The sequence below is a fragment of the Mucispirillum schaedleri ASF457 genome, assembly GCF_000487995.2.
In the GTDB taxonomy this organism is placed as follows: domain Bacteria; phylum Chrysiogenota; class Deferribacteres; order Deferribacterales; family Mucispirillaceae; genus Mucispirillum; species Mucispirillum schaedleri.
Genome location: NZ_CP097562.1, coordinates 769,968 through 785,493, shown reverse-complemented (window position 1 = coordinate 785,493; position 15,526 = coordinate 769,968). Strand labels below are relative to the sequence as shown.

Sequence of the window (15,526 nt, the reverse complement as noted above, 5' to 3'; positions counted from 1 at the left end):
ATTATGAAATAAACAAGTTAATATATATTATCACAAAAAATAGAAAAGTGGTAGTATAAATCAAGCCTGTCCTGTTAAAAAATTTTGAGTAACAAACTTGATTTTTATATATATACATTGTATAATAATAAAATAATTTTAATAAGGAATATTAGAATGCAGAAAATTCATCTTTTAATAATAGATCCACAGAATGATTTTTGTGACCCAGATGGTGCATTGTATGTTAAAGGTGCAGAGCAGGATATGCAAAGGCTTGCTGACTTTATTGATACATACAGGCAGCATTTAAGCGGCATTACAATTACTTTTGATGTGCATAAAAGTTTTCACATTGCAAGTCCCGTTTTCTGGATAGACAGTAAAACAGGCACTCATCCTGAATTTTTTACAATTATAAAAAAGCAGGATGTATTATCAGGCAGATATTATGCAGCAGTGCCAGCTTATCAGAAACTGGCAGAATATTATGTATGGGAGCTTGAAAATAACGGAAGATATGAGCTTTGTATCTGGCCGCCGCATTGTATTATTGGCTCAAATGGTGCAAATATCTATAAGCCGCTTTTTGATGCGATAGAAAGATATAATTCTGAAAAATATAATGCAACAGAATATATCTATAAAAGCACTAACTCTTTTACAGAGCAGTATTCTGTATTAAGAGCAGATGTAAGTATGGGAGAAAAGGATAATATATATGCAAGTTCCCGTATAGCCCATACTGTAGCTGCAAATGATATGATATTAGTAGCAGGGGAAGCACTAAGCCATTGTGTTGCAAACTCTCTGCTTGATATTGCAAAATATATTTCAAAAGATTTTAAAAAATTTGTTTTACTAGAAGATGCTGTATCATCAGTAGATGGATTTGAATATTTATCAGAAATATTTTTAGACAGAGCATTTGATTTAGGTATAAGAGTTATGAAAACAACTGATATGAGAGTATTTTTTAATGATTAATTTTGAAAACAGGCTTTTAAATACACCCCTTAAAGATATATTTCTAAAAACAAAAATGTTTGATGAGCTGCTGCCTTTTGATGAGTATCATCTTGTTATGGCACAAACTGATGTGCTTTTAAATATTCATAATAAAAAGGCAGTAAAATCATATTTTTACAGAACTGCACCATTTGGCAGTTCATATATTATTACTGCTGGTCTTACGGCATTTTTATCAAAAGTGGAAAATTTTTCGTATAAACAGATAACTTCTTATCTGGAAAATAAAGGTTATAAAAAAGAATACACAGACTATCTTAAAACAAGGGATAAGCTGGCTGTTAAAATATATGCTCTTCCAGAGAACACTATAGCTTTCCCTAACGAGCCTATTATTATATTAGAAACTAACCTGCATGATGCAAGAATATTAGAAGGCATACTGCTTTCTGAAATGAATTTTGCAAGTTTAGTTGCTACAAAATGGCACAGAATAAAAAAAGCCGCCTGCGAATGTCCTATTATGGAGTTTGGCAGACGCAGGGCTCAAAACAGTTTAAAAGCATCACTTTATTCCTATATTGCAGGTATTAACGGCACAAGTAACTGTGAAGTAAATAACATTTTTGGCATACCGTCATCAGGCACTATGGGACATGAATTTATTCAGTCATTTGATTCTGAGTATGACGCATTTGATAAATGGCTTGAAATTAATTCAGACAAGCCTGTATTATTAATAGATACTATAAACACTCTTGAAAGCGGTTTAAAAAATGCAGTAAAGGCATTTTTAAAGCATAAAAATAAAATGATATTGTCTAATGACTGGGAGAAAATTGGTGTCCGTATTGACAGCGGCGATTTAGCATATCTTGCAGTGCAGGCTTATGAGCAGTTATCAGAGCAGCTTGAAACAAAAAAAGTTACAGTCGTTTTAAGCAATGATTTAGAAGAAAACAGTATTCAGGATATTTTTACTCAGTTTAATCAGGCAGGTAAAAGCCATATAATAAAACATATATCATTTGGCATAGGCACAAAAGGTGCAACAGCATGGGGAGACCCTGCACTAGGTGGAGTATGCAAAATATCAGAGCTTGAAAACAGTTATATATTAAAAATATCTAACCATAATGAGAAGACAACAATACCCGGTAATCTTAGAAGTGCATTTGTTAAAGATAAAAATGGGGAATATGTAACATCGCTTATATATTTTTATGATGAAGATTATAAAAACACAAGCAGGTTTCTGCATATTTTTGATGACAGTAAATATATGGTAAACAGTTCTGCATTTATTATAGGCGAGCCAAGACAGTCGCTTGTTTATACAAGCAATGGAAACATAAGCTCATTTGAAAGCAGATACAGCAGCCAGTCTTTGCTTGAAATAAGGCAGAATTCTAAAAATGAGCTGGATTGTCTTGACTGGTCATACAAAAGAATTGTAAAGCCACACAGAGCAAAGGTTAGTTTATCTGAAAAAGTGTTTAATGTGAAAAAATATATGACACGAAATATGCTTTTACAAATGGATAAAGGAAGTAATATTTAGTTTTAATCAGGCACGATTTTTGCAAAATAATTATTAAAATATATATTCAGGGTAATAGTATGGAAAAATTTAAAACATTTATTAAAGAAATGCGGTTTGAGTATAAAGTATTAAGTATTTTTATTATAATACTTCTTCTTTCTGTGCCTTATAGTATTATTAAAAAGAATTTTTTTCCTGCAAATAATAATACTTCTGTATCAAGCAGCAATTATGGAGCTGGCACAGGCGGGGCAGGTGTTAAAGGAAAGAGTTTATCTGATATGCCTCAGAGTTCGCAGGGGCAGGGAAATGCATCTAAACAGCAGGCTTCTTCTATCAGTGAAGCAGTCAGTGCAGACAGACCATTAATATTAAACGATACAGCACTTCATAATGAGAATTTTCAGCAGATGATGGTAGAAATTCCAGAAATAAAATATATAGAGCTTGCAACACAGGTGGAAAACCCTACTGTATGGATATACAGCTTAAATGACGGTTTAAGAAAAGATGATATTGCTGCAGCATACTGCTCTGTTTTACACAGCAAAGGAATTATGGCATCAAATGTTACAATATATGATGAAAAGGAAAGGCGAAATGGCAGGCTGGTAGAACTTGGTGCTGCAAAATGTATGTAATACTTTTATGATTAAGTTTTTAAAAAAAATATTTAAACGCAAACCAAAATATACTCTTTATGAGCTTGGCTCCATGGCAGCAGATAAAAATGATTTTGCTGCTGCTTTTAAGTGCTTTGTATCAGATGCTAAAAAAAACAATAACCCGCAGTCGCAGTTTCTGACAGGCTTTTTTCTATACTATGGAACAGGTGTTAAAAAAAATTATGAATATGCTTTGCAGTGGTTTGAGCTTGCAGCAGAACAGGGCAATGCTGATGCTATGTTTTATATTGGTGAAATATATAAAAACGGCAAAGGTGTTATGAAAGATATTAATAAAGCTGCCAAATGGTATTTAAAAGCTGCAGAACTTGACCATACAGAAGCACAGTTTAATATAGGCTTTTGCTATAAAAATGGAAAAGGTGTGCCAAAAAATGATATAGAAGCTCTTAGATGGCTGGAGCCTGCAGCAGAAAAAGGTAATATGAAAGCCCAGTATAATATGGGAATAATGTGTGCAGGCGGCAGAGGTATGCCTAGAGATGATGAGGCTGCTGTCAACTGGTATAAAAAGGCTGCTATGCAGGGATATACTATTGCTATGTATAACTTAGGCTTTATGTATCAAAGCGGCAGAGGAGTAAAAAGAGATTATAAAGAAGCTGTGAAATGGTTTAAAAAATCGGGAGAGTAGTGAATGAATTTTATAAATATTCATTCTGGCAGGAATATAAAAATATTGGAGAAAAGTAATGCAATCATACAGGAAAGAATTAACTATCAGATACCCAAAACGCAGGGGATATGTAAATATAACTTCTCAAGTGGAAGATGCTTTAAGAGAAAGCGGTATAAAAGAAGGGCTTGTGCTTGTTAATTCTATGCATATAACATCAAGTGTTTTTATAAATGATGATGAAAATGGACTGCTTTCTGATTTTGAAGTATGGCTTGAAAAATTAGCTCCTGAAAAGCCACACAATCAGTATAATCATAACGGATATGAAGATAATGCAGATGCTCATTTGAAAAGGCAGGTAATGGGCAGAGAAGTTGTTGTTGCTGTAACTAACAGTAAACTTGATTTTGGAACATGGGAGCAGATTTTTTATGGCGAATATGACGGTATGCGGGATAAAAGGCTTTTAATTAAAATCATTGGTGAATAAGATTTTATGAAAAAGTGTTTACTGTCAATATTCTTTTTTATGCTTTTTCATAGTGCTTATGGATATGAGCAGATATATTATCCAGAAGAAGAGTATTCATCACGGTATATTATCAAAGATTACAGTTATATAAATAATTATAACCAGCTTTGGCAGGAATTATCTTCTAAAATTGATATAACATATTATGATGAATTTATTTATAAAAATTTTGGGATATATACTTCCCGCATATTAAGAGATGAAGTAATCAATTTTATCAAAAACTATAAAATTCAGACAAATATTACAGAAATGTCTGCAATGGTTTATCCTGAAATAAACAGTCTTATAATGCAGAACAAGGCACTTTTAAAAGCAAGGGAAGTTTTAGACAATGTGCCAGACCATGATAAAACAAGCCTTGTATATCTTGCTGCAGGACTTTCATATATATACAGTGATGGTCTTTATGAACTTGATAAATTAAAGAAAATCTTTAAAGAATGGCTCAGGCTTGGTGGGGACGATTTTCCAGAAATAAAAGGGGAAGAAAGACAGAAACGATATAAATTTTTTTCATATATTGCAAATATATCTGAAAATCCATCTATTACAAAAGAGTTTATTAATATATTAGAAAATGGATATTATGATAAACTTATTTTTGAAAAAGGGCTTTTTGATATATTTAATGCAGATTTCTATACAATTATCAGCAGCAGGGAAGTTTATGCAGGCAGTAATATTATAAAATATTTTGTAGATTATATAAATGCAGGATATATGGATATTATAACAAATAAGCATTTTAGGCTTGATATTAAAGGCACAAAAGTAAACCACTACTGGACTATATGGGATTATAAAAAGGGGCAGAAATTAAATAAAGATAATTTTTACATATTTCCTTTTAATAAACAGACATTTATATTGAGCATGCAGGATTTTGAAGATAAAAAAATTTTTCAAATAAATTATTATAACCCGCAATATATTGATACTCCGTATTATGCAGAGATTACATACAGTAAGATAGATAAAACCTTTAATGGAAAAACAGTCTGGCCATATACACTTATAAGAAATCAGGTTGTTAACAGACTTGTCTCATCTCCGTCTTTTGTATGCAGAGATAATATGACTATGCAGCAGAATATAATATGTGAAAGTTTTCTTTTAAGAATGCTTGATAAAATAAGCAGCAGAAAGTATTATCTTTTATATAGAGATGTAAAAAATAATTCTAAAAAAAGCAAGGAATTAGCAAAACAGAAAGAAAAATTTCTTGATAGTTTAAACCAGTGCAGCATAGACAGACAGTGTATACAGCAGGAATATAAGGCATATATTGATATGCTTATAAGTTTTAAGTAATATTGGAGTTAAAAAATTTTCTATATAAGTTATTTTGAGCCTGATTTTTCAAGGTGAAAAATCTAAATTGTATATATTGCAATAGTGTATGATATATTTAAATTATCTTATTTTTTAGATACTTTGCTTATAAATCACTTTCAGTATGAGTTAATTTCTTATAATGAAAATTGCGAAATTTTTAGAACACTATTAATCATTTTCTATATATTCTTTTAATTCTTTTAAACTCATTTTAGAGCCTAGTCCAAGCATAAGTTTTGCAAGTGTTTTTTCAATAGTCATATTTTTGCAGGATATTGCACCATATCTCTCAGCTATTATTCCCATAGGGTATTTATCAAGATGAACACCATCATACAGGCATTGTGTAGCACATACTATCACAGCACCGTTTTCAATTGCCTTTTGTATTGCAGGTATAAAATTATTTTCACATTCTTCTGTTGGCACACCACCTGCACCATATCCTTCTATAATTATACCTAGATAGCCCATATTAATAAGTATATCAATAATTTCAGGTTTTAATGATGGCACCATTTTTAATACAAAGACTTTTTCTGATACATTTTTATTAAAAGAAATGCTGCTTTCTGGTTTTTTGTTTACTATATTCCATATAATCTTTTCATTATCAGAAATACCTGCCGGTTCCTGATTAATAGATAAAAAGCCAGTAAAATTTTGACTGTATACTTTTTTTGTGCAGTCGCCATTATGTATAAGTCCGTTAAAGGCAAGGAAAACACCGCAGTTATCACTGCATGCAGATAAAAATGCATCCTGTATATTTTTACAGGCATCAGTTCCTTCTACTTTAATAGGAAGCTGAGAGCCTGTAAATACTATTGGTTTGCTAAGGTTATTTATGGCACAAGACAGCATAGATGCTGAATAAGCCATAGTATCAGTGCCGTGAGTAATAACAAAGCCGTCATAGTCATTATAATTTTTTTCAACAGTATCTAACATGCTTATCCAGTTATGCGGCGATAAATTAGAGCTGTCTATATTCATAATTTTTATAATATCAATAGTGCATATATGCTGTAATGCAGGCACAAGCTCTATTATTTCTTTACCAGATAAACTTGGTATAAGCCCATTATCAGATGGAATGCAGGCAATAGTTCCGCCTGTTGCAATCATTAATATTTTTTTCATTTATTATTCTCCAGCTAATGCTTTATTTTATATGTTTTAAATTTGTATTTTTTATCAGGAATATAATATAACAGCAAAATAAAAGCCCTTTTAAAAGGGCTTTATAATATTCAAAATTATTAATTGTATTTAAACTATATATTTGCAGCTGCAATTACAGCAAGGTTAAATATTTCTTCAGAAAGTGCATTATTTTCTGCAATCTGCACAGGTGCAGAAAATCCTTGAATAACTTTTGCACATATTTTAAAGCCGCCAAATAATTTTAATGATTTAATTGCAGCATCAGCTGCCTGAGCATTACTAAATATCAGCACATTTGCATTACCATCTGCATTTGTGTATGGGTATGATTTTGCAAGAGCAGGGGTTAAAGCTGTTTCTAAATCTAAATCACCCTCTATTTTAAGTTTAGGATTAGCTTGTTTTGCAAGATTTATTGCTTCCATAATTTCTTCACTGTCAAGAGATTTACCAAAGCAGCCGTTAGATATAACTGCAATATTTGGCTCAATATCTACTACTTTGCAAATATCTGCAGTCTGTAAAATTACTTCTGATAAATATTCTTCATCCTGTTCTGTATAAAGAGCAGGGTCTGCAATAATAAGTGATTTATGCTTATTTGCAAGCAGCACAGAAGATGATGCTGTGTAATAATCTTCACTTAAATCAACAGTATCTGCAACAGCAGCTAAAGTTGTCTCTAAATCTTTTAAAGCATATCCTACAAAAGCATCTATATCACCGTTATTTAAAACAGCACCAGCAAACCTGTTATAATGGCCGTGTTTTATTTCCTGAGCAGCCTGCTGCTGAGTAAGCCCAGACCTCCAGTATTTTTCATAATGTTTATGTATAATTTTATCAGTATCCTTATATGTTTCTGGGTCAATAATAACCATATTTTCAAGGCTTATATTTAATATGTCAGCAGTTTTTTTAATTTTTTTAGTATCTCCTATCAGGCATGCTGTTCCTAATTTAAGCTCATGAAATTTAGCTGCAGCAGATAAAACTGCTTCTTTATCAGCAAATGCAAAACCTATCCTGCCTTTATTTTTTTTAGCCTGTTTATAAGCAGATAAAAGCATATTTTTAGCAGGGTTCATTCTAGCTTCAAGGCTTAATCTGTATTCGTCAAAATCTTTTATTGGCTTTTCTGCAACACCAGTATCCATTGCAGCACGGGCAACTGCCATACTAACAGCGGTTAAAAGTCTTGGGTCAAAAGGTGTAGGAAGAATATATTCTTTACCAAAAGTAAAGTTTTTTCCATTATATGCTTTACTTACTTCATCAGGCACAGCAGTATGTGCAAGCTCAGCAATTGCATAAGCTGCTGCTATTTTCATTTCTTCATTAATAATAGTTGTGCGAACATCTAATGCACCTCTAAAAAGAAATGGGAAACACATAACATTATTAATTTGGTTAGGGTAGTCACTTCTGCCGGTTGCCATAATAGCATCATTTCTTATTTTACTTACTTCTTCGGGAGTGATTTCTGGGTCAGGGTTAGCCATTGCAAATATAATAGGGTTTTGTGCCATACTTTTAATCATTTCATCAGAAAAAGCACCTTTTTTAGAAAGTCCGTATAATACATCAGCTCCATTAACTGCTTCAGCAAGAGTTCTGCATGAACTTTCAGTTGCAAATTTCTCTTTATATTTATTCATGCCTTTTTCTCTGCCTTTATATATTACCCCATTTGTGTCACATAATATAAGGTTTTCTTTTTTTACACCAAGGTTCACTATTAACTGTGCAATAGCAAGCCCTGATGCACCAGCACCATTCATAACAACTTTAACTTCTTTTATTTTTTTATTAGCAGCTTTTAATGCATTTAATAAAGCAGCACCGCCAACAATAGCCGTTCCATGCTGGTCATCATGGAAAACAGGTATTTTCATTGTGCGTTTAAGTTCTTCTTCTATAATAAAACATTCTGGGGCTTTAATGTCTTCTAAATTAATACCACCAAAAGTAGGTTCAAGCATTTGGCATGTTTTTATTATGTCATCAGTATTTTCAGAATTTAACTCTATGTCAAAAACATCAATATCAGCAAATTTTTTGAAAAGTATACCTTTTCCTTCCATAACAGGTTTTCCTGCCATTGCTCCAATATTTCCAAGACCTAAAACTGCTGTGCCGTTAGATATAACAGCAACAAGGTTGCCTTTTGCAGTATATTTGTAAGCATTTTCTGGCAGGTCTTTTATTGCAAGACAGGGAACTGCAACACCAGGAGTGTAAGCAAGTGACAGTTCATCTTGAGTATCGCATGGTTTTGTTGATATAACTTCTATTTTACCAGCAACTGGGCTGCTGTGATAATTTAAAGCATTTTCTGCTAAATCAGTCTTTTTATTCACAATGTCCTCCGATTTTGTGATGATTAACCTTTAATATTATCTTAAATAAATAAAAAATCAATATAAAAAAGTTTTTATCGTTCCCATTTTATATGATAATTTTTTGTAACTATTTGATGAATAAATATAAAATGATATTTTTTAAATAAGTAGAATATATGATAATGTATAATGATAATCTTTTTGTTTTTTGAAAGGTGTTTTATATATAAACAGTATAAAGTTGTAAATAAAATGGTGAGATTAATTATTAAAGATAAAATAAATATAAGCCGATATAAGAAATTATATAGACAAAAGACATTTTTAATTGTAAAAATAAAAATAGTCATTGATAATTATGATAATATTTGTTATTGTAATGCAGTATAACTTATTTTATTTATGGGATTGAGCGAAGATGGATATAGGAAGTATTGTAGGTTTAGTTATTGCATGGGCATTAGTATTATGGTCATTAGTGATTGGGGTTGGTATTGGGCCGTATATTGATTTTCCTTCTTTTTTAATTGTTATAGGTGGTTCTGTTGGTATTGTAATGGCGGCTAACCCTATTAATAAACTTATTGTTGGTTTAAAATCTGCATCTAAAGCATTTATTTATATTCCGCAGTCAGAGCAGAATCTTATTTCTCAGCTTGTTGATTTTGCAGTAAAAGCCCGCCGTGATGGTATCTTATCTCTTGAATCTGAAGAAGAAAATATGAAAGATGAATTTCTTAAAAAAGGTATCCGTTTAGCAGTTGATGGAACAGAGCCTGAAGTTATCCGCACTGTTTTAGAGATGGATTTTGAAAATATGGTAAAGCGTCATGATAATAATATTGCAGTTGTTGGTTATTTTATAGATATTGCACCTGCCATGGGTATGATTGGAACACTTATTGGACTTGTTGCCATGCTTTTAAACATGAGTGACCCTGCTGCAATTGGTCCTGCAATGGCTGTTGCACTGCTTACCACATTTTATGGCTCATTAATAGCGAATATGATTGCTACACCGATTGCTACTAAAATGAAAATCCGTTCTATTGAAGAACAGCATTTAAGAGAAATTATGCTTGCTGGAATTATGGCTATACAGTCAGGAGACAACCCGCGTATTGTAGAGCAGAAATTAAATGCATATTTACCACCATCTCAGCGTAAATCTCAATTTGATTAATAAGAGGTAAGTTTTGGCTAAAAAAAAATGCCCAGAATGTCCAAAAGGGGCTCCAAAATGGATGACAACATTTTCTGATATGACAACTCTGCTTTTGACATTTTTCGTTTTACTTTTATCTATGGCAAATTTTGATAAAGTAAAAATAGAGCAGTCTTTTGGTATATTAGCAGGCTCTTCCGGTATTATGAATAACCCTAGTGTTACACCATTAAGCCAAATGAATATAGTTTCAAAACGCTCTATAAAAGATACTGTTTCTAAAACAGAAGAACAGGTAGAAAGCCAGATAAAATCAATGATGCAGGCTCAAAATATGGATAGTATGGTGTCAGTTGTGAAAACTGATAAAGGTTTAAGTGTCCGTATATTAGATTCTGCACTTTTCAAGCCTGGAAGTTCAGAGCTTATGCCACAGGCTGGTCCAATACTTGATAAAATAATTAATATTGTAAAAGATTCTTCATATTATATAAATATAGAAGGTCATACAGATGATACAGGCAGCCCTGATTTAAACTGGAGATTATCATCAGATAGAGCATTATCTGTAATATCTTATTTTGTAAAAGCTAATTTTAACCCTGTTCGTCTTTCTGCATCTGGCTATGGTCAGTATCATCCAATACTTCCTAATATTACAGAGCAGAATAGAAGTATGAACAGGCGTGTTGAAATAAATATGGTTACGCCTGAATTTGCTGAATCAGGTAAAAGTTCTTTTTAATATAGTATTTATTTGGAGGTTATTATGCCAGAAGATAATGAAAATACAGAACAGCAGGTAGTGAAAAAATCATCTAAATTAAAGTTTATTATAATAGGCTTAATTGCAATACTGCTGCTTGTTGTTATATTAGCTGTTGTATATATGCTTGTCCTTGCACCTAAAGGGGAGACAGACGAACAGGCTGCTGCACAACAACAAGTGCCAGCAGCCCCAGCTCCTGCTATGGGCGGCGGAATGGATATGGGTGTATCAAATGCTGAAATGGGACAGATTTATCCTATCCCTACATTAAATGTTAATTTAGCAGACCCTACTGGTATAACTTATCTTGCTATTACGCTGGCCTTAGAGTTTGACCCTAAAAACTCAGACCTTTATAAAGAAGTAGAAACAAAAATGCCTAGAATTACAGATATGATTATTACTATTCTTTCTTCAAAAGCTTATGAAGAAATATCTACTTCTCAAGGTAAAGTAAATCTTAAAAATGAATTTTTAAGAAGAATAAATGCTATGCTTGCAAAGGGCAGATTATATAATGTATATATTACAGGATTTACTGTCCAAAGATAGGGTTATAAGGGTAAATATATGACTAGGGAAGAAATAAAAGAGATTTTTGGCGAAGTTCTTTTTAATGTTAGTGTTGAGCTTGGCAGGAAAAAAGTAACCATTGGTGAAATGCTCAGGTGGGAAAGTGGCACGATAATACGCATGAACAAAACTTCAGGTGAACCAGTTGACTTCCTTGTTAATGAAAAGCCCCTTGCTTATGGGGAAGTAATGGTGCTTGATGAAAAGTTTGGTATTCGTATAAGTGAAATATTAACAAAAGAACAGCTTGTTGAAAAATTTAAAGATGGGCTGTATGGCTAAAAAGCTTTTATTTATCATATTTTTTGCAATATTTGCATTTCAAGGTTATTGTGCAGAGCTGAAAGCTGATGTAGATAACAAAAGGGCAGAATATGTTTTTACATTTCAAAAAGGTTATTCTGCTTTTGAGCAGCTTTCAGATGAAACACGCAATACTATTATATTTACATTTGATACTTCTGAAGATATAGTATTTGAAAGGCAGAATTACTTTGATATGCCTATAAAAAGTGCTTATCTCTTATCAAAAGATAAAAAGCGTTTTTTTATAGAATTTAAAGATACAATAATAGAGCCAATAGTTAATAAAGCAGACAGGCAAATCTCTATTGTTTTTCCACTTCCTGAAAAAAAGCCTGAAATTAATGCAGCTGCTGCTTTGGTGCCTGCTGCAAACCCATCTATGCCTTCAACATCCAGCTATGTAAAAATGATTTCAGGGCTTATATTTGTTGTAATATTAATATTTTTACTATTTTTTGTTTTAAAAATATTTTTTAAAAAACAGCTTTTTTCTGATATTCCCGGCAGTGGCAGGCTTTTAGGCAAGGTTGATTTAGATTTAAGAAAATCTCTTTATTTCTATGAAATAGGTGATGTAATATATATTATTGGAATAACTGATAATGGTATGAATGTTATTGATAAAATCAGCGATGAGGCAGAAGCTGCTAAAATTCGCTCAGGATTTATAAAAAAACATGACTTTAAAGGATATATGTCATTTTTTAAAAGAAAAGCACATCTTGATGATGATTTGACATCAAGTAATGCAATAGTAGAAGAAAAACTTAACTCTATTAGAAACAGGAAAAAGCAGTTGTAGAGGATATTGTGGCAAAATTTATAAAGAAAAAAACAATTAAAAAATCTTTACTTTTTGGTTTGTTTTTAGGCATTGCCTTTTTAGGCTTTGCAGGGGTAAGCTATGCTCAAAATCAGACTATACCTATACCAACATTTCGTTTTGGTGTAGAAGGTGCTGAAACACCTCAGGATGTGGCTTTTTCTTTGCAGGTAGTGTTTATATTTACTATTCTTGCTCTTGCACCATCTATTATTATGGTTATGACAAGTTTTACTCGTATTATTATTGTATTTTCTTTTTTGAGAACAGCTATGGGGACAGCGACTATGCCGCCCAGCCAAATATTAACAGGTATGGCTTTACTGCTTACTTTCTATATAATGACCCCTGTTTTATCAGAAATAAATAAAAATTCCTTTGCACCTTATGTAAATGAAGAAATAACTTTTAAACAGGCAGTAGAAGAAGCCAGAAAACCTATGAGGCAGTTTCTGCTTTCAAATACTCGTGAAAAAGATTTAATATTATTTATAGACTTATCACGCACAGAAAGACCGAAAACGGTAGATGAAATACCAGATTTAGTGCTTGTTGCTGCATTTGTTATGAGTGAAGTGCAGGTTGCCTTTCAGATAGGTTTTTTAATATTTTTACCATTTTTAATAATAGATTTTGTCATATCCAGTGTGCTTTTAGCTATGGGTATGATGATGTTGCCTCCTGTAATGATTTCTGTGCCGTTTAAAATACTGCTTTTTGTGTTAGTTGATGGCTGGTCACTTTTGGTTACAGGACTTGTAAAAAGTTATGTAGTATAAAGGGAGGTTATTATGAACCCTGATATTGCTGTATCACTTGTATCAAAAGGTTTAGAGCTTGCATTAGTTATATCTGCACCTGTTCTTATAGCAGGGCTTGCAGTTGGTCTTTTAGTAAGTATTTTTCAGGCAGTAACACAAATTCAGGAAATGACACTTTCATTTATACCAAAAATTATAGTAATGGTTGTCCTAATAGGTGTTACTTTTCCATGGATGCTTTCTACATTAATGGAATATACTGTTGCATTAATTCAAAATATGAATACTTATGTAGGAAAATAGAAAGTATATATATTAAAGTTCTGTATAACATATTTAAATTATCTATTTTTTAGATACTGAACTTACCCAAAAATTTTGAACTAAGCCACTAAATAAATTTCTTTTTCCTGTAAAGGTGTAAGTCCATTAGCTTTTATTCTGTAATTATTATAGAAATCAATATATTTTTCAAGTTCATATTTAAACTGTTCTATATTTTTGAATTTGTTAATATAAACCAATTCACATTTTAAAGTAGCAAAGAAACTTTCCATAACAGCATTATCATAGCAGTTGCCACGCCTTGACATACTCTGCTCTATATTATTTTCCTTTAATAACTTTCTAAATTGATTAGCCTGATATAATATACCCTGGTCTGAATGTATCATTAACCCTGTTGTATCTTTTGTTTTATCTATTGCCTGTTTTAAATTATCTATTACCATTTCTTCATTATTATATTTGCTTACACTGTATGCTGTTATTTCTCTGTTATACAAATCCATTATTGCTGATAAATACACCTTTTCATTATTAATTTTTATCTCTGCCACATCTGTTACCCATTTTAAACATGGTCTCTCACTTGTAAAGGCTCTGTTTAATTTATTGCTGCATATATGACTTACTCTGCCTTGTTTATACCTTTTCTTAACCCTGATTAGTGATGAAATTTTTAGTTCTTTCATCAATTTATACACTGTCTTCCTGTCATAAGTATAACCCAGTTTCTCTAATACCTTTGATATTCTTGGATAACCATAAGTCTTGTTAGATTTTTCATATATTTCTAATATAGATGTCTTGACTTCTGCATATTTATCTAATGCAGCAGGCTTTTTAACATTATAATAGTAAGTGCTTCTTTTCATATTACTCACAGACAACAGGATATCCAAACTGTAATACAGCCTTAATGCAGTTATTATTTGTGCTTTTTCTGTTGAACTCTCTGTTCCTTTGACTGCATTAAGGCTTCCAGCTTTTTTAAATATGCATTCTCCGCTGACTTGTAATAAAGCTCTTTTTCAAGCTCTGATATTCTCTCTTTTAATTGTCTTACTTCTTCACTATCATCTGATTTAGTGAGTTTAATATCAGTAGAGTTTGAGTGTTTACTCTTTTTACTGTTCGGGATATTCTTATCTGACATATTATCTCCAATAAACTTACTGCAAAACTTATTCCAGTCATATATTACTGATGCTGATGGTATATTAAAATATAGTGCTGTCTGCTCATAACTTAAATTATTTGATGCCTTATAAGTTAACACATTTAATTTAAAATCTCTACTATATTCATTGCGGGTAAAGCTATGATGTAAACTTGATTCGCCTGAATGCTTATATCTGTTATAGATATTACATATTACTCCTTTATGAATTTTACAGCATCTTGATAATTCACTGGCACTCATTATTCCATTTTCTATGACTGTTACTAGATATTTCTTAAACTCATAGCTGTATTTTCTTGCCATATACACTCCTTATATGGCTCGTCCAACTTTTTTGGGTAAGTTCATATATTACAGAAGTGTATAATATATTTAAATTATCTAACTTTTTTATATTTCACTATAAATCAAGCTTATATTCACAGATAAAATATTTTAACTATTTTCAATAATTGACTTTAACATTGCTTTTAATATTGTCAAATATTT

At 31.7% G+C, this 15,526-nt stretch carries 17 protein-coding genes; 13 read left to right on the top strand and 4 right to left on the bottom strand.

The features are described 5' to 3' along the window. Nucleotides 1-156 precede the first annotated feature (156 nt). Genes N508_RS03700 through N508_RS03675 form a run of 6 tightly spaced genes read left to right on the top strand, consistent with a single transcriptional unit; the run spans nucleotide 157 to nucleotide 5,642 of the window. Entirely contained in the window at nucleotides 157-966 is an 810-nt protein-coding gene (locus N508_RS03700) for a cysteine hydrolase family protein (RefSeq protein WP_023275057.1), read from the top strand. Beyond that, a complete protein-coding gene (gene pncB, locus N508_RS03695; RefSeq protein ID WP_023275056.1) occupies nucleotides 959-2,509 on the top strand; it encodes a nicotinate phosphoribosyltransferase in 1,551 nt (516 codons plus the stop codon). Before N508_RS03700 ends, pncB begins: the two co-directional genes overlap by 8 nt. Nucleotides 2,510-2,568: 59 nt before the next feature. Further along, nucleotides 2,569-3,132 carry a hypothetical protein gene (locus tag N508_RS03690; RefSeq protein WP_023275055.1) on the top strand — a complete coding sequence of 188 codons (564 nt, stop codon included), beginning with the start codon at nucleotides 2,569-2,571 and terminating at the stop codon, nucleotides 3,130-3,132. Nucleotides 3,133-3,139: 7 nt separating this feature from the next. Beyond that, entirely contained in the window at nucleotides 3,140-3,811 is a 672-nt protein-coding gene (locus N508_RS03685) for a tetratricopeptide repeat protein (protein WP_143815576.1), read from the top strand. Nucleotides 3,812-3,869: 58 nt separating this feature from the next. After that, on the top strand, nucleotides 3,870-4,286 hold the full coding sequence (locus N508_RS03680; RefSeq protein ID WP_023275053.1) for a secondary thiamine-phosphate synthase enzyme YjbQ: 417 nt from the start codon (nucleotides 3,870-3,872) through the stop codon (nucleotides 4,284-4,286). A gap of 6 nt (nucleotides 4,287-4,292) precedes the next feature. Further along, complete coding sequence (locus tag N508_RS03675; protein WP_040636506.1) at nucleotides 4,293-5,642, top strand: lysozyme inhibitor LprI family protein; 1,350 nt, start codon at nucleotides 4,293-4,295, stop codon at nucleotides 5,640-5,642. 192 nt (nucleotides 5,643-5,834) lie between these two features. Here N508_RS03675 and N508_RS03670 read toward each other — a convergent pair whose 3' ends face one another. Beyond that, entirely contained in the window at nucleotides 5,835-6,809 is a 975-nt protein-coding gene (locus tag N508_RS03670; protein WP_023275051.1) for an asparaginase, read from the bottom strand. 134 nt (nucleotides 6,810-6,943) lie between these two features. Continuing rightward, nucleotides 6,944-9,193 carry a phosphate acyltransferase gene (locus N508_RS03665; protein ID WP_023275050.1) on the bottom strand — a complete coding sequence of 750 codons (2,250 nt, stop codon included), beginning with the start codon at nucleotides 9,191-9,193 and terminating at the stop codon, nucleotides 6,944-6,946. A gap of 400 nt (nucleotides 9,194-9,593) precedes the next feature. On the opposite strand from N508_RS03665, the gene N508_RS03660 reads away from it, so the two are divergent. The 7 genes from N508_RS03660 to fliQ are packed head-to-tail and all read left to right on the top strand — an operon-like array spanning nucleotide 9,594 to nucleotide 13,875. Further along, entirely contained in the window at nucleotides 9,594-10,358 is a 765-nt protein-coding gene (locus tag N508_RS03660) for a motility protein A (protein WP_023275049.1), read from the top strand. Between the two features lie 13 nt (nucleotides 10,359-10,371). Next, nucleotides 10,372-11,085, top strand: a complete 714-nt coding sequence (locus N508_RS03655) for an OmpA/MotB family protein (protein WP_023275048.1) — start codon at nucleotides 10,372-10,374, stop codon at nucleotides 11,083-11,085. 24 nt (nucleotides 11,086-11,109) lie between these two features. Continuing rightward, complete coding sequence (locus N508_RS03650) at nucleotides 11,110-11,661, top strand: flagellar basal body-associated FliL family protein (protein WP_023275047.1); 552 nt, start codon at nucleotides 11,110-11,112, stop codon at nucleotides 11,659-11,661. An 18-nt stretch (nucleotides 11,662-11,679) separates the two neighbouring features. Further along, nucleotides 11,680-11,964, top strand: a complete 285-nt coding sequence (locus tag N508_RS03645) for a FliM/FliN family flagellar motor switch protein (RefSeq protein WP_023275046.1) — start codon at nucleotides 11,680-11,682, stop codon at nucleotides 11,962-11,964. Then, complete coding sequence (locus N508_RS03640; protein WP_023275045.1) at nucleotides 11,957-12,790, top strand: FliO/MopB family protein; 834 nt, start codon at nucleotides 11,957-11,959, stop codon at nucleotides 12,788-12,790. Before N508_RS03645 ends, N508_RS03640 begins: the two co-directional genes overlap by 8 nt. 8 nt (nucleotides 12,791-12,798) lie before the next feature. Then, on the top strand, nucleotides 12,799-13,590 hold the full coding sequence (gene fliP / locus N508_RS03635) for a flagellar type III secretion system pore protein FliP (protein ID WP_023275044.1): 792 nt from the start codon (nucleotides 12,799-12,801) through the stop codon (nucleotides 13,588-13,590). A gap of 12 nt (nucleotides 13,591-13,602) precedes the next feature. After that, nucleotides 13,603-13,875 (top strand): flagellar biosynthesis protein FliQ, encoded by a 273-nt coding sequence (gene fliQ / locus N508_RS03630; RefSeq protein WP_023275043.1) that lies wholly within the window; start codon nucleotides 13,603-13,605, stop codon nucleotides 13,873-13,875. A gap of 80 nt (nucleotides 13,876-13,955) precedes the next feature. Here fliQ and N508_RS03625 read toward each other — a convergent pair whose 3' ends face one another. Both N508_RS03625 and N508_RS03620 read right to left on the bottom strand, forming a co-directional pair. Then, nucleotides 13,956-14,852 (bottom strand): IS3 family transposase, encoded by an 897-nt coding sequence (locus N508_RS03625; protein WP_143815552.1) that lies wholly within the window; start codon nucleotides 14,850-14,852, stop codon nucleotides 13,956-13,958. Then, nucleotides 14,783-15,340: a hypothetical protein gene (locus N508_RS03620; RefSeq protein ID WP_023274985.1), complete on the bottom strand. Its 558-nt coding sequence runs from the start codon at nucleotides 15,338-15,340 to the stop codon at nucleotides 14,783-14,785. The genes N508_RS03625 and N508_RS03620 overlap by 70 nt, the downstream gene beginning before the upstream one ends. Nucleotides 15,341-15,526: the final 186 nt, after the last annotated feature.

Bases quoted from the DNA above. Each gene is read 5' to 3' on its own strand.
- fliQ (WP_023275043.1), top strand. From the start codon at position 13,603: ATGAACCCTGATATTGCTGTATCACTTGTATCAAAAGGTTTAGAGCTT.
- N508_RS03680 (WP_023275053.1), top strand. From the start codon at position 3,870: ATGCAATCATACAGGAAAGAATTAACTATCAGATACCCAAAACGCAGG.
- N508_RS03660 (WP_023275049.1), top strand. From the start codon at position 9,594: ATGGATATAGGAAGTATTGTAGGTTTAGTTATTGCATGGGCATTAGTA.
- N508_RS03645 (WP_023275046.1), top strand. From the start codon at position 11,680: ATGACTAGGGAAGAAATAAAAGAGATTTTTGGCGAAGTTCTTTTTAAT.
- N508_RS03640 (WP_023275045.1), top strand. From the start codon at position 11,957: ATGGCTAAAAAGCTTTTATTTATCATATTTTTTGCAATATTTGCATTT.
- N508_RS03620 (WP_023274985.1), bottom strand. From the start codon at position 15,340: ATGGCAAGAAAATACAGCTATGAGTTTAAGAAATATCTAGTAACAGTC.
- N508_RS03685 (WP_143815576.1), top strand. From the start codon at position 3,140: ATGATTAAGTTTTTAAAAAAAATATTTAAACGCAAACCAAAATATACT.
- N508_RS03690 (WP_023275055.1), top strand. From the start codon at position 2,569: ATGGAAAAATTTAAAACATTTATTAAAGAAATGCGGTTTGAGTATAAA.
- N508_RS03670 (WP_023275051.1), bottom strand. From the start codon at position 6,809: ATGAAAAAAATATTAATGATTGCAACAGGCGGAACTATTGCCTGCATT.
- N508_RS03700 (WP_023275057.1), top strand. From the start codon at position 157: ATGCAGAAAATTCATCTTTTAATAATAGATCCACAGAATGATTTTTGT.
- N508_RS03650 (WP_023275047.1), top strand. From the start codon at position 11,110: ATGCCAGAAGATAATGAAAATACAGAACAGCAGGTAGTGAAAAAATCA.
- N508_RS03675 (WP_040636506.1), top strand. From the start codon at position 4,293: ATGAAAAAGTGTTTACTGTCAATATTCTTTTTTATGCTTTTTCATAGT.
- pncB (WP_023275056.1), top strand. From the start codon at position 959: ATGATTAATTTTGAAAACAGGCTTTTAAATACACCCCTTAAAGATATA.